This window comes from Psychromonas sp. psych-6C06, assembly GCF_002835465.1.
Lineage (GTDB): Bacteria > Pseudomonadota > Gammaproteobacteria > Enterobacterales > Psychromonadaceae > Psychromonas.
Genome location: NZ_PIZM01000001.1, coordinates 242460 through 257428, shown reverse-complemented (window position 1 = coordinate 257428; position 14969 = coordinate 242460). Strand labels below are relative to the sequence as shown.

Annotated in this window: 9 protein-coding genes; 5 read left to right on the top strand and 4 right to left on the bottom strand. The window is 40.9% G+C overall.

What is annotated here, in order from left to right; translation table 11 throughout:
* Positions 1 to 24: 24 nt before the first annotated feature.
* The 4 genes from CW745_RS01115 to CW745_RS01100 all read left to right on the top strand — a co-directional run bounded on the left by CW745_RS01115 (position 25) and on the right by CW745_RS01100 (position 5277).
* Positions 25 to 2844 (top strand): tetratricopeptide repeat protein, encoded by a 2820-nt coding sequence (locus CW745_RS01115; RefSeq protein WP_101106545.1) that lies wholly within the window; start codon positions 25 to 27, stop codon positions 2842 to 2844.
* On the top strand, positions 2831 to 3427 hold the full coding sequence (locus CW745_RS01110; protein WP_101106544.1) for a tetratricopeptide repeat protein: 597 nt from the start codon (positions 2831 to 2833) through the stop codon (positions 3425 to 3427). Before CW745_RS01115 ends, CW745_RS01110 begins: the two co-directional genes overlap by 14 nt.
* A gap of 1 nt (position 3428) precedes the next feature.
* Positions 3429 to 3695, top strand: coding sequence for a hypothetical protein (locus CW745_RS01105; protein ID WP_101106543.1), 267 nt, complete (start codon positions 3429 to 3431; stop codon positions 3693 to 3695).
* A 190-nt stretch (positions 3696 to 3885) separates the two neighbouring features.
* Positions 3886 to 5277 (top strand): HD-GYP domain-containing protein, encoded by a 1392-nt coding sequence (locus CW745_RS01100; protein ID WP_101106542.1) that lies wholly within the window; start codon positions 3886 to 3888, stop codon positions 5275 to 5277.
* A 458-nt stretch (positions 5278 to 5735) separates the two neighbouring features.
* On the opposite strand, the gene CW745_RS01095 is transcribed toward CW745_RS01100, so the two are convergent.
* Together CW745_RS01095 and hrpA are read right to left on the bottom strand one after the other, a co-directional pair.
* On the bottom strand, positions 5736 to 7250 hold the full coding sequence (locus tag CW745_RS01095) for a BspA family leucine-rich repeat surface protein (RefSeq protein ID WP_101106541.1): 1515 nt from the start codon (positions 7248 to 7250) through the stop codon (positions 5736 to 5738).
* Between the two features lie 564 nt (positions 7251 to 7814).
* On the bottom strand, positions 7815 to 11702 hold the full coding sequence (gene hrpA / locus CW745_RS01090; RefSeq protein ID WP_101106540.1) for an ATP-dependent RNA helicase HrpA: 3888 nt from the start codon (positions 11700 to 11702) through the stop codon (positions 7815 to 7817).
* A 441-nt stretch (positions 11703 to 12143) separates the two neighbouring features.
* On the opposite strand from hrpA, the gene CW745_RS01085 reads away from it, so the two are divergent.
* Positions 12144 to 12779, top strand: coding sequence for a hypothetical protein (locus CW745_RS01085; RefSeq protein ID WP_101106539.1), 636 nt, complete (start codon positions 12144 to 12146; stop codon positions 12777 to 12779).
* A 417-nt stretch (positions 12780 to 13196) separates the two neighbouring features.
* Here CW745_RS01085 and CW745_RS01080 read toward each other — a convergent pair whose 3' ends face one another.
* Both CW745_RS01080 and der read right to left on the bottom strand, forming a co-directional pair.
* Complete coding sequence (locus tag CW745_RS01080) at positions 13197 to 13421, bottom strand: zinc ribbon domain-containing protein (protein WP_101106538.1); 225 nt, start codon at positions 13419 to 13421, stop codon at positions 13197 to 13199.
* 8 nt (positions 13422 to 13429) lie between these two features.
* Complete coding sequence (der, locus tag CW745_RS01075) at positions 13430 to 14899, bottom strand: ribosome biogenesis GTPase Der (protein WP_101106537.1); 1470 nt, start codon at positions 14897 to 14899, stop codon at positions 13430 to 13432.
* Between the last annotated feature and the right edge of the window lie 70 nt (positions 14900 to 14969).

The window sequence follows — 14969 nt, the reverse complement described above, 5'->3', positions numbered from 1 at the left end:
GTGACATGATGAAATGGTTTATAAATGATGCACATTAAAATGCGACAACTAACAAGCTCACTGCTTTTTTGCTTACTGCTTAGTGCCTGTGGCGATGAAGCGGATATTGCCGAACGGCAGACACTCGAAAGCATGGACGATACCTCACTGTTGCAACCATTAGTGAAGAAAAAAGTCGACCTCAGTAAATCTGAAAGCGATATTCGTGATGCTTATATCAACTATATTGAGCACTCATCAACAGAGGACTTATCACGCTCAGAAGCGTTAAACCGTTTAGCAAATATCGAGTTTAAACTGTCCGAGAAGCTACTGACAGAAAGTGAAGACGAGAAAGTTGCCTCGCAGCTAGCAGAGCAGAAGTTAAATCGTGTAATCGAACTACTTGAAACATCACTACAGGACTATCCTGATGCACGCCATAATGATGTTTCTTTATATCAACTTGCCAAAGCTTACGACCAAAAAGGGGAGTATGAAAAGACCCATAAAGCACTTCAACAACTTGCTAACAAATACCCTAAATCGAAATTCTATTTAGAAGCACAATTTCGATTAGCAGAGTATGAGTTTACGAAACGCAATTACCGGTTATCAGAAGATAAATATACCGAAATTATCGTGTCTAAAAAGAACAATGTGTTTTATGAGAAAGCGCTCTACAAACGTGGTTGGTCTCGCTTTAAGCAACAGTTCTACTTAGAAGCGGCCGATGATTTTGTACGTGTTATTAACTTAAATAGCTTTGCCGAATATGAGCAGTTAAATAACGGCCAACAAAACTTATTTAATGAATACTTTCGTGCATTGGCACTGTCTTTTTCATATTTAGGGGGCGCAGAGCAGCTTAATATATACCTAGAAGGTTCAGAATACGCGGACGATGATTATTACATCTACCGCAGTTTAAGTGCGGTGTTTTTCAAGCAACAACAATACAATGATGCAGCAGCCAGTCTTAGCAGCTTTATCAAATATAACCCGAACTCAAAACATGCCCCACTGGCGGCATTAAAAATGATCGAAATATGGAAAGAAGCGGGTTTTATCGACAAACGAAGCGAAGCGTTTAACCATTTTTATCAAACTTATCACCCTGATAGCGCCTACTGGAAAAGCCAGAGTCCGATCAACAAAAAAATATATGAGCAATCAACCCTAGCACTAAAATCTCAAATACTGACTGAAACAGCGACTTACCATAAGCAATATCAGCAGAGTAAAAAGCAAGAAGACTTTTTATATGCTCAGCGTTGGTACAATAACTACCTACGCTATTTCAAGAGCTATGCGCGTCAAGATAACATCTATTTTCTCCTTGCTTCGCTTTACGGGCAGCAAGGTGATGACAGCAATGCGGTCAAATACTATCAATTAGCCGCTTATGATGAGCAAACCATCATCAATAAAGAAGCCGCCTACCAAACTATTTTATTGGCCTCTGAATTACATAAAAGCAGCACCAACCCAAGCGATAAAAAAGCGTGGCTGAGTAAACTAATTGACTACGCTATGCTTTATGCGCAGCAATACCCGACCGATAAAAACACCTTAACAGTGATCGCTTTTGTCAGTGACACAGCCTATGCTAACCAAGCCTATAAACAGGCAATTGCGCTAAGTGAACTGGTGGTAAGTGGGAAAAAATCGACACTCATTAATGGCATTAACAGCACCAAAGCAAACGCCTATTTTCACGATAAACAGTTTGTTGTCGCAGAATCGACCTATCTAGATTTAGCAAACACCAAATCACTCAACAGCAAACAACGTAATGCTGCGCTCGAAGGACTTTCGTTGTCCATCTTTTACCAAGCAGAGCAGGCAAAAGATGCCAACCAGATAGACGAGGCGATAGGTCATTATGCGCGTATTATTGATGTCGCACCAAACACCGAGGCTGCCTCTTCAGGTTTATATGATGCCATCGCCCTGTCGATTGAGCATGAAAAGTGGCTACCTGCCATCGACTATATTAAGCAGTTTAGAAAGCGCTACCCGAAACATAAATTCACCACCGATGTGACTAAAAAACTTTCTGTGGCTTACCTGAATTCAAAACAGAATGTAGCAGCAGCGAAAGAGCTTGAAAAATTGTCAAGCAACGAAGACAGCATTGAATATAAAATGGCCTCGTTACTAAAAGCGGCCCAACTGTATCAAGAGAATAACGAAACAACCGCCGCGATTCGCTCATACGAAAAATACGTTAAAAATTACAGCAAACCCTTTAATGTATATCAAGAATCGTTGTATCAGTTAACGCTACTCACGCTTGACAAAAAGAATCAGAAAAAAAGCTTATATTGGCAACAGCAGATATTAAACGCAGATAAAAAAACACCGAGCAACCTAAAAACAGCGCGAACCAATTATATCGCGTCGAACGCAGCTATCGCTTTAGCGCGTCAACAAAACCAGATTTTTAGTAGCATTCGTTTAATTCAGCCACTGAGAAAACACCTCACACGCAAAAAGAAAACCATGCGTGCGAGCGTCAATTTTTATGCTAAAGCTTCTTCATATGGTCTTGAAGAAACCGTGACTGAAGCCACCTTTGCTATCGCAAAAATTTACAACGATTTCAGCCAAGCACTACTAAAATCAGAAGTCCCTAAACATCTTGATGAAGATGAAAAAGAGGAATATATGTTCTTACTCGAAGATCAAGCCTTCCCCTTTGAAGAAAAAGCAATTGAGTTCCATGAAATTAACCTGCTATACAGCGCTGATGGGCTAAACGATAAGTGGATAAGGCACAGTCTCACCGCACTGCAAAAACTATTTCCACTTCGCTACAATCGCCAGCCTAAAGTAGAAGAGGTGATCAATGTTTTACACTAAATTAACCATTCAAGCGTTATTAATCGCGCTACTTTGCGCCTGTAATAGCACGCCTCCCGTTGAGCAAACCGAGCCAACAACCAACGAAAAAGAGAGTGCTGAATCAACTAAAATTGAGTTAGCGGTATACACCAAAGCACTCATCGCACTCAATAACGGCGAGCTTGAAAAAGCGCAGCAACTGTTTACCAAAATGAGTGAATTACAGCCAGATATCGCCGGCTCTTGGGCTAATTTAGCAGTAATTAGCGTCAAACAAGAACGATATGATGATGCCCAAAAACAAGTAGCAACAGCACTTCAAAAAAATCCAAAAATGGTGCAATCGCTTAACCTTGCAGGTAATTTAGCACAGCGAAGAGGAGAAATATTAAAAGCTAAATCCTACTACCAAGAAGCACTAAATTACCAACCTAAATACGCATTAGCGCACTATAACCTTGCGCTACTTTACGATATTTATTTACAAGACATTGCAAACGCCGTCACTCACTATCAACTTTATTTGGACAATATCGACAGCAAAGATGAAACAACGACACAATGGTTGGCAGGGTTACGCGCGACATTAGGGAATCAATAAGATGAGAGTAGCAACATACTTACTATTGTTAATGCTTGGCTTGAGCGCCAATGTGCAAGCCAGTGAAGAGACACAGGAAAATACCCAAACAGAAGACAAGCTAGAGCTGACCACGACTTACATTAAAGGCAATAAAGAGCTTCCACAAACTCTGTATATTGTGCCTTGGCAAAGCATTAAAAAAAAGAAAACCACGCCAGAGAATATGGTGTTGCACAGCTTATATGGCGATATCTTTCAGCCGGTGATCAAGCAGGATATTGAGTGAATAACATACACACAGCTCATGGTACAAGGCACGATGAGCCTAAAATGATTCGCTAAGGGCGATTGTTCTTAGCCCCTCTTTACTACGTTCATCAACGCATAATTTAAAGAAATTACTTAGCTTATCGATTATTAAGCTACATTTAAGGTTTGCCTTTGAATGATTAATTGTGCGTAAACTGGAAAATCACATGAACGAAGCCGCCCCTATATTACCCGAGTCTAATTTCATTCAATTGTCTGAACTGATGTTATCGTTGACCACTGCACTCGATATGACCGAAGGACAGCCCCCCGAGCATTGTATTCGCTGTTGCTGGATTGGCATGCATATCGGTGAAAAAATAGGGTTGTCTGAAAGTGAGTTGCACGATCTCTATTTTACCCTGCTATTAAAAGACACCGGTTGTAGTAGTAATGCAGCACGTATTTGTGAACTCTACCTAACAGACGATCAAGAATTTAAACGTAACTTCAAAACCGTTGGTACTAGCCTCTCTAGTGTGATCAACTTTGTCATTAACAACACCGGCAAAAATAAAAACTGGTTAACCCGTATTTCTACCACCATTGATATTTTAAAAAATGGTGATAATTATGCACAGGAATTGATTGAAACACGCTGCTCAAGAGGCGCCGATATCGCACGAGAGTTAAGGTTTAATGAAAACGTTGCCTTAGGCGTGCACGCCTTAGATGAACATTGGGATGGCTCAGGTCGCCCCGATAACCTTAGCGCAAAAAACATTCCATTAAATTCTCGTATCGCCCTGCTATCACAGGTAATCGATGTATTTCAGTTTGAAAATGACTTAACCACCGCACTTGAAGAAGCTAATCTAAGAAGTGGCACTTGGTTTGACCCCGCACTGGTCTCTGCCATGAATGAAATAGTAAAGGACGAACAGTTTTGCTATACCTTAAGCGCAAAAAATATTATTCAAAAAGTGATGGCACTCGCACCGGCAAAGGCACGTATTGAAATTGATGATGATTACCTCGATTGTATTGTCTCAGCTTTTGGGAAAATCATTGATAGTAAAAGCCCCTTTACTTCAGGTCACAGTGAAAGAGTGGCGCTATTTACCGAATTGATTGCCTGCGAAATGGGGATCATTGAAGAAGAAAGAAAATGGCTTAAACGGGCGGCCTTATTACATGACGTGGGTAAATTAGGAGTGAGCAATACCATTCTTGATAAACCCGGCAAGTTAGATGACGATGAATGGTTAGCAGTTCAAAAACACGCACAATTTACAAAAGATATTCTATCGCAAATAACCCCCTTTAAAAACATGTCCGATATGGCAGGAAGCCATCATGAAAAATTGGATGGTACAGGTTATCCAAACCGCTTAAAAGCAGACGCTATCCTATTGCATACGCGCATTATTACCACCGCAGATATTTTTGATGCGATCACAGCAGAACGCCCTTACCGTGGGGCAATTCCCGTTCCTAAAACATTAGAGATAATGTCTGAATCGCTAAATACCGCGATTGATGCTGATTGCTTTGCAGCCCTAAAACGCGCCTTAAAGAAATTACCCGAAGAGCTAACCGCCTTTAAGAGCGCAGTCTAAAGTATTAACAAAGCGAAGTATAAGGAGTGTGAAGAGGAAGCATTAATGGCAGCTTTCGCTCATAGGCGACTACTTGTATAAATTGCAGCACAGGTAAGACCTATTGAGCGAACACAAAGAAGGTCGAAAAGACACGGTTTTTTTATTTTAACATCCTTATTAAATTTAATATTTTATGAAACTCAAACTGCATTGAATCATTCAATGCAGTTTTTTAATGAGCAACGGCTTAATACTTACTCTTTTTAACATATGGACTAACCACCATTGCATTACTGGTTGCTATTACTTTCCCAATTTAGAAAATATGCACAATATCAAAAGAGTAAAGCCAATTATCGATGACTCTGACCCCATTGATTTAAAATGTTATAAAAACAACAATCACCTTGCTCCATGCAAGGTGGTTAAAAATAATAAATACAAGTAGCCGTCAGTTTACGGCTAACAATAAATGGCTAAGGAGCAACACCGCCATCTGTAATAAGCCAAAAGTTGGGTGCACTAGTTAGAACATTACGAGCATCTTGCGAGCTCGATGAATAGTGAATTGTGCCGGCACCAAATTCAACGCCTTGTTTTAACGTTAATTGACTCCAACTAGTTAGTATCGCGTCATAATTGGTTTGAGATAGACCTGAATTAGAAAACATTTTTTCCATTCTTGTTGCAGAGCTAACATCCCAACTGCTCAAGTTTTGGTCAAATGCTAAAGCCCCTTCAAACATACTGTACGTCTCTTCAACTTGACTGACATCCCAGTTACCAATGTTTTGATTAAAAATAGAGGCACCAAAAAACATTCCATCCATATTCGTAACAGCACTCACATTCCAATTACCAATATTTTGATTAAAGTTTTTATTATTAATAAACATACCAGCCATATCGGTTACTTTGCTCACATCCCAGTTTTGAACATTACCATTGAATAGCTCCGCACCTGCAAAAGCCTCATACATATCAGTCACGAAACGTAAATCCGGAGTATCTTGGGCGTTGCTAACCATGTTAATTGCATCTGCAAAAGCACCATTAAATGATAACCATTTTATATCCCCCCACTGCTCAATAGATACTATTTTTTCCATATCCATACCGCTAAGAGCATAAGAATATATTTGTGGAAAAATGCCACTAATTTGAACAGTATAAACGCCCGAGCCAGTTTGATAACCAGGAACAGCATTATCATAAGTATGCGTATAATCCCCGGTTAAATTTTCACTGGTAGTGCCATCTCCCCAATCAACTGTATAGTTGTATTCAAACTCTCCTCCATTCTCAATAGAATTGGTGGTAATTTTAATTTGGTCATTGCCACTAACTCCAAACTTGGTAGTATCCCACGTGGTAATAAAGGGTTTTTGTTCACGTACCACAACTGTTCTTACGGTTGTTGCAGTATTACCTGCATTGTCTGCGATGCTATAAGTTAGTGGGTAACTACCCAATTTAGTTGAATCTATCTCACCTGAAGGCGCCTCAACGGTTAATGCCCCATCCACATCATCCTGTGCTATTGCGCCGAGCTCTTGGTAAGTATCAAATTGCACCAACCCGACTTCATTATCACCATTTAACGTAATCACCGGTGCCGTTAAATCTTCAACCGATACGGTACGTTTTTCAGTCGCTTTATTGCCTGCTTTATCAGTCGCCGTGTAAGTAATGATGTAATCGTTCATCATGTCGATATTCACGCCACCTTCCACACTCACCTCAACAACGCCATCAACAGCATCTAAAGCGGTCGCACCTAGCTCAACATAATCGCTACCATAGGCATGCTTTAATGGATTCGCGCCCGTTATAGTGATAACTGGCGCAGTGGTATCTTTTTTCACTTCTGGTGCCGTTGTGGCAGTATCTGAACCGCCACCACCACAACCTGAGAGTGCAAATAAACTAAAAATAGCAGCCGTTATCGGCGTGCGAATTAAACCATGAAAAGATAAAGGTGAGCCTGTCATATAACATCCTGTCAACAATAATAAGTGCGTAAACCGTTGTGTTTTTTTAATGCTTAATCCGCTAAGGCTTCATCATCGAACCGTGACTCAGCATCACAAAAAAACGCATAAAAAAAACAGCAAATTTTAATCGCAAGAATATAGCAAATCTATGCTGACATTAATATCTGTTAGGACAATCTTTACACTTTAATTGAAGAAAATTAAGACAATAAAAACAGTGGCTTTATCGTGGATTGAGCGCATAAAAATCAATGGGGTCAGATCCATTGATATCTGATAGTAAGTCTGACGTTGAGAAGCAAAAGCCTATTGTGAGTTATTTGGGCACAGTATCAGCAACGAGACTCTTGTCGATATTCGTAATGCACAGAATAAGACATGAGTTTTAGGCGATAAGCACTTTAAACCGTAAGTTGAATTAACCACAGGCAGCAAAGCCAATTATCGATGACTCTGACCCCATTGATTTTTACATATTAAACATTCAAAGCAGTTTAAAACTCAAAAATAAAGAAGGGAAAACGCGATAACTGAGCTATCGCGTTTTATTTTGTAAATTGTTTACCCCTTAAGTTCGGTTAATTTTTGTTTAACACGTTTCGCGGATATCGGATAAGCGGTACCGAGTTGCTGTGCAAATAACGAAACACGTAATTCTTCCATCATCCAATACACTTCAGCGAGCTGCTCATTCTCTTTTTCATTAGAGAGCATGGTTTTACACAGTGCTAAATAACGTTGCTCAAGCTCCTGCAGCTCGATGGTATTGAGTCGGTCTTGATTTGGATTAATGGGCAATTTTTGTAAACGTTTTTCTAGCGCTTGCAAATAGCGTTTTAAATCGGGCAGTTTTTGCTCCCCTACTTGGCACGCAAAACCGGGGAAGATTAACCGCTCTAATTGCGATTTAATATCTCCCTGCGCAACTAACATGGTTAAGTCTATTTTACCTTTAAGCTTTTTATTGACGCCATGTGCAAGGGTTAAGACCTCTTCAACACGCTGAGTGATCAGCAAGGTACGATCGGCAAGCTCGGCACGTACTTTCTCTTTTTGTAACTCAAAGGCTTGTGCATCTTGTGGTGTTATCTGCCCTTCTAAAATGGCATCTGTTGCACAGGCGATACAATCATCAATTAAGTCTTTTATTTGTCCAAAGGGGTTAAAGTAGAGCCCTAATTTGGCTTTATTGGGTAAACTTTGTTGCAGGTATTTGATTGGTGACGGCACGTTTAACAGCACTAAACGGCGTAAGCCACGCTGATTAACACGTTGCGCTTTAGCCTCGCTATCAAATAGTTCAATGGCAACGCTTTTGTTTTTATCGACCAATGCGGGGTAGGCTTTGACCTCATACCCCCCGTGATCCTTTTTAAAGGATTTAGGTAATTTGCCAAAGTCCCACTCTTGAATATCGGTTTTTTCAATCCCCTGTTTTGAAACTTTAGAGAGCGTTTGCTTCACAGCCCCTTTTAAGTCGTGTTGAAGTTGCACGATATCAGTGCCTACGGCGACCACTTTTTTATTGTCGTCAATGACCGAGAACTTAATGCGCAGATGTGTCGGTAATGCACTCACATCCCACGATTTTTCCGGAATGCGCACACCGGTCATGCGTAAAAGTTGTTTCTCAAAGGCTTCGTAAAGAGGCACCTTAAGTGGTTCAAGGTTGGCCATTGCGGCCTGAGCATAGTTAGGCGCTGGCACAAAGTTACGACGAATCGGTTTAGGCAATGTTTTAATCAGTGCAATCAATAACTCTTCGCGTAATGCCGGAATCTGCCATTCAAACCCCTGTGGTTTAATTTGGTTTAACAGCGCGAGTGGTACATTTACGGTCACCCCATCCTGCGCGGTGCCCGGCTCAAAGGCGTAACTCAGTGCGAGTTTAAAATCGCCCTGTTGCCAGTAATCTGGATAAGCATTTTCGGTCACATGGGTCGCATCGTGCGCCATGACATCATCACGCTCATAGTTAAGCAAGCTCGGTTGCTTTTTCTTCTCACGGTTCCACCAACTATCAAACTGTTTGGCGCTACAGACGTTTTGTGGGATCTGTTCATCGTAAAACGTAAATAGGGTTTCATCATCGACCAAAATATCACGACGACGTGATTTATGTTCAAGCTCTTCGATATCGTTAAGCAGTGCTTGGTTATCTTTAAAGAATTGATGACGAGTATTGAACTCACCCTCAACCAAGGCATGGCGAATAAACAGCTCACGACACAGAATAGGGTCAATTTTGGTATAGGTGACTTTACGTTTGGTGACAATGGGTAAACCGTATAAGGTTTGATTTTCAAAGGCGCCCACGACCCCTGATTTTTTCTGCCAGTGAGGCTCAGCATAACTACGCTTTATTAGATGCTGCGCCTGTTGCTCTACCCATTCAGGTTTAATGCGCGCACCAATTCGTCCAAACAGTTTTGAGGTTTCGACGAGTTCAGCAAACATGGTCCATTTAGGCTGTTTTTTAAATAATCCAGAGCCCGGAAACATAAAGAATTTACTGTTACGCGCGCCTAGGTAATGTTGCTCTTTATCTTTAAAGCCGATGTGTGATAACAGCCCTGCTAATAATGCTTGGTGAATGTTATCAAAGGTCGCTTCCTGCTGATTTACTTTAATGTCTAATTCATCAATCACCTGTTTAATTTGCGCGTAAATATCCTGCCATTCACGCACGCGCATATAAGCGAGAAACTCTTTTTGGCACATTTTTCTAAATTGATTGCTCGACAGCGCGTTGCGTTGCTCTTTGATATATTGCCAAAGATTCACAAAGGCCATGTAATCGGAGTCTTTATCGTAGAAACGGCGATGCTTTTCATCGCTCGCTTGCTGTTTTTCCATCGGGCGTTCGCGTGGATCTTGAATACTTAAGGCGGCACTAATCACCATCACTTCATGGACACAATCAAAGGATTGCGCGGCTAAAATCATCCGTGCTAAACGTGGATCTACCGGTAATTTTGCAAGTTGCCTGCCTAATGGGGTTAGTTTGTTACGTGGGTCTTTGGCGTTTAAATTAACCGCCCCCAACTCTTCAAGTAAACTTAAACCATCTTTGATGTTTCTATCTTCTGGCGGTTGTACAAAGGGGAATTGATTCAATTCGCCTAACCCGAGCGATAACATCTGTAAAATAACCGAAGAAAGGTTTGTACGCAGAATCTCAGGGTCGGTAAATTCAGGGCGCGATAAAAAGTCATCTTCGCCATATAAACGTATACACACACCGGCGCTGACACGACCACATCGTCCCATACGTTGGTTGGCACTGGCTTGCGAAATCGGTTCAATCGGTAAACGTTGTACTTTAGTACGGTAACTATAACGACTAATGCGCACCGTGCCGGTATCGATAACATATTTGATACCGGGAATAGTTAATGAGGTTTCAGCAACGTTAGTCGCTAACACGATACGCTGACCACGATGTGGTTTGAAAATACGTTGCTGCTCTGCACCACTTAAGCGGGCAAATAACGGCAATACTTCGGTATCGCGCAATTTGCGTTTGTTTAACGCTTCTGCGGTATCTCGAATTTCACGCTCACCGTTCATAAAGATAAGAATATCACCACGGCCTAAACGTTGCAGTTCATCAACAGCGTTAAAGATTCCTTCGATTTGATCGCCTGCGGCATATTCATCCAAGGGACGATATAAGGTTTCAACGGGGAATGTTCGCCCTGATACTTCAATAATGGGCGCATTTTTACCATGTTTATCGGCAAAGTGCGTCGCAAAACGCTCGGGATCGATAGTTGCCGAGGTGATAATCACTTTTAAATCAGGACGACGTGGCAGTAGACGCTTTAGATAACCTAAAAGGAAGTCGATGTTTAAGCTACGCTCATGAGCTTCATCGATAATAATCGTGTCATACTTTGTTAGAAAACGGTCGTTTTGAATTTCAGCAAGTAAAATACCATCGGTCATCAATTTGATGTAGGAGTTATCACTGACTTTATCGGTAAATCGTACTCGGTAACCGACGGTTTCGCCAAGTTCAGAATCTAGCTCTTCGGCGATACGATTAGCAACGGTGCTCGCCGCTATTCGGCGCGGTTGCGTATGGCCAATTAAACCGGCAACACCGCGCCCAAGCTCTAGACAGATTTTTGGAATTTGCGTGGTTTTACCCGAGCCAGTTTCACCTGCAATAATCACAACTTGATTAGCTTCGATCGCTGCTGCAATCTGTTCTTTTTTATCACTGACAGGTAAGTCAGGATAACTGACCTCTGGCAGGTTATCGAAACGTGATTGACGTTTATCCATTGAGGCTTGAATATCGCAAGCAAGCTTAACTAAATTTAGCTCTGCTTTTTCTGTATCTTTAATATTGCGATGATTTGCTAAGCGACGTGAGAACTTAAATTGATCTTTAATCAGAACTTGCGAAAGATGTTTTTTAAGGGTGTTTACGGAGAGCGTCAAAATAGTTACCTAGGGTCAGTTGATCTAATAAAGTCAGAGCAACGATCCTAGCAAGTGCCATAAAAAAGCGCAATGAATTGCCACTATACTGACCATGTAAGCAGATCTTATTATAGAAAGTACTCTTTCACACCTAAATAGATGAGCGATGTAAAGTTCCTAGCCCATATTATTGATCGCTCTATTGGTATCACTGAACATCATCAAGTTAGTGTTGCTTGCCTCTTTTAATGCTTCTTACCCCTTTTCCATATTTACAGCAAAACCAAAAAATATTTTATCGTAACAAAATACGACACCTTTCATTTAAATTCTAAGTTATTGTAATGTTGCTATTTAAGTGTGATATTCTTGATGATAAAAGAATGATTTGAATTCCATTTTTCCTCACGAAAGATGGAGTTTTGCCATGTAAGAAGCTGTTAGGTTTAGGGTGTATTGATGAACATAATCGACACAGAAGTATTTCCGGATGTTGAGCCTGAAAGTGATAAGGCATATCGATTAGCAGAGACTGCTTCAAGTATAATCCCGTTTGGTGGGGCTATTTTTAAGTCATTGATTACAGCTCCATTTGAGAATCGGATAGAAAAATGGATAGAGGAAGTAACTGATGCTTTAAACCTGCTAATTGAGCACCATGGAAAAACATTAGAAGAGCTTCAAAATAATGAGCAGTTTATAGATTTTGTTATTGGTTTGAGTCAGTCTGCCACGAGGTCATCTTGTAGAGAAAAATTAAGATACTTAAAAAATGCTTTAGTGAATTCTGCTATATATCCAATGGACGTAAAAGATGAATATCTGTTTTATTTATCTATGCTCGATTCATTTAGTGCGCCACAAATAAGGGTATTGGAGTTAATCGCTTTAGACAAAAACATCTTAGGGTTTGATAGTAATGCAATTCTAGATCAGTTGCCTGATTACACCGAGAAAAGCGTTATATATAAACATGGATTGAAAACTTTGCTTTCTTTAGAGTTGGTAACAGTAACTGAAGTCAACAAAGGTTTCGTATATAGGTTAACCGATGTCGGGAAATCGGTGTTCAACTTGGTTGTCAAACAAACCTAACAAGGCCTTTAAACGGAACTAAAACAGTGGGTTAGGTTTCGCTTCGCTACACATTATAACCCACTATTTTAGTCCGCTTAGAGAAGAGGGTCAGGTCTTTAATCTTGAACTATCAAGAACCTGCCCCTACCCGATTACCTTCATTAAAGGATAAATAACAAAGCAGATTCTCGATAAAAAACTCGAGAATGACCGTTTTTCTTGATTCTACTCGTTCCACCCCTTTGCACTGTCTCTATTACACAAACCAGTCTATTTTTCACAGGTAATCGGGGATACACACACACTTAAAAGCAACAAAATCAACAACTTAAACAGTTAAAGCTTTGGATATCTCCAATTAGCCAATGCAACAAAAAAAGCGCAACGAGTTACCTCGGTGCGCTTTTTGAAAACAGTCTTATTAATGTGGAACGATTAAGCGTCTTGCAGTGTGTAAACCGCTGAAGATTTACTCTTCATCTCATTACAACTATTACACCAGAAGCTCACTGCACCACATGCTTTTAAACGCTCTATTTCATCACCGCAGGTACTACATGCAATGTGTAATTTAAAATCGCTGTTGCAGGCTTCACAATGACGTTGTAGCTCGCCACTTCGTGTTAATTCATGCTCACATTTGGGACAGTTCAATTCCATAATAACCTCTATTTTTTCTTGTGGCGATCGACCATACGTTGACGCTTGTATAACTGATTTCGCGTTAGTTTCTGACGCTTTCCTTGCCCTTCAAAGGGGTTATCACCTTCTCGGAATTCTATACGAATCGGCGTACCCATAATTTGTAATGAACGGCGGAAGTAGTTCATTAAATAACGTTTGTATGAATCCGGTAATTTTTTAACTTGATTACCGTGGATCACGATTAATGGTGGATTGTAGCCACCAGCATGTGCATAACGTAGCTTCACACGACGATTTTGTACCATCGGTGGATTATGATCGTCGGTTGCCATGTTCATGATACGCGTTAGCATCGACGTTGAAATACGTTTCGTTGAAGAGTCGTAAGCTTCTTCGATGGACTCATATAAGTGACCAACACCGGTGCCGTGTAATGCTGAAATAAAGTGAATTTTAGCAAAGTCGATAAAACCAAGACGACGATCTAGCTCGCTTTTAACACGCTCTTTATCGTAGTCGGTCATGCCATCCCACTTATTGACGGCAATCACTAATGAGCGGCCGGCATTCAGTGTGTAACCTAATAAACATAAATCTTGCTCAGCAATACCATCACGCGCATCGATAACCAATAACACCGTATTACTGTCTTCAATCGCTTTTAGGGTTTTGATTACCGAGAACTTTTCAACGGTTTCGTTTACTTTTTTACGTTTACGTACTCCCGCGGTATCGATAATTACGTATTCGCGATCTTCACGGCTCATCGGGATGTAAATACTGTCACGTGTTGTTCCGGGTTGATCGTAAACAACCACGCGCTCTTCGCCTAAAATACGGTTGGTAAGTGTTGACTTACCCACATTAGGTTTACCAATAATCGCCAGTTTAATCGGCAACGCGGCTAAGCGCTCTTGCTCTTTTAATAGCTTTTCTTCATCATCTTCGACAAACTCTTCTGGTAATTCAAAATGTTCATCTTCATCACTTTCAGCAACGGGATCAAAGAAACCATCGAGCGCGGTATCGATCATCTGACGCACACCTTTACCGTGGGCTGCAGCAATGTGGTAAACCTCACCTAAACCTAGGCCATAAAATTCGGCACAGGCACTATCGGCATCGATACCGTCAATTTTGTTGGCAACTAGGAATACTTTTTTCTCTTGTTTACGCAGGTGTTCAGCAATCGCTTGGTCAGCAACCATCATACCAACACGTGCGTCCACCATAAATAAAACCGCATCGGCTTCATCGACTGCGAGCAAAGACTGTCCCGCCATCACAGCATCTAAGCCTTCTTCATCACCAGTAATACCACCTGTATCGATAACAATGAACTCATCTTCATCGATTTTTGCTTGTCCATATTTACGGTCGCGAGTTAAACCGGGAAAATCCGCTACTAACGCATCTCGAGTACGTGTTAAGCGGTTAAATAACGTGGATTTACCCACATTTGGGCGACCCACTAAGGCGATCACTGGTAACATAAATTGTGTATCCTATAAAACTAAAAAAGCCCCTCGTCAAAAAGGCGAGGAGCTATTATACGTGCTAAGC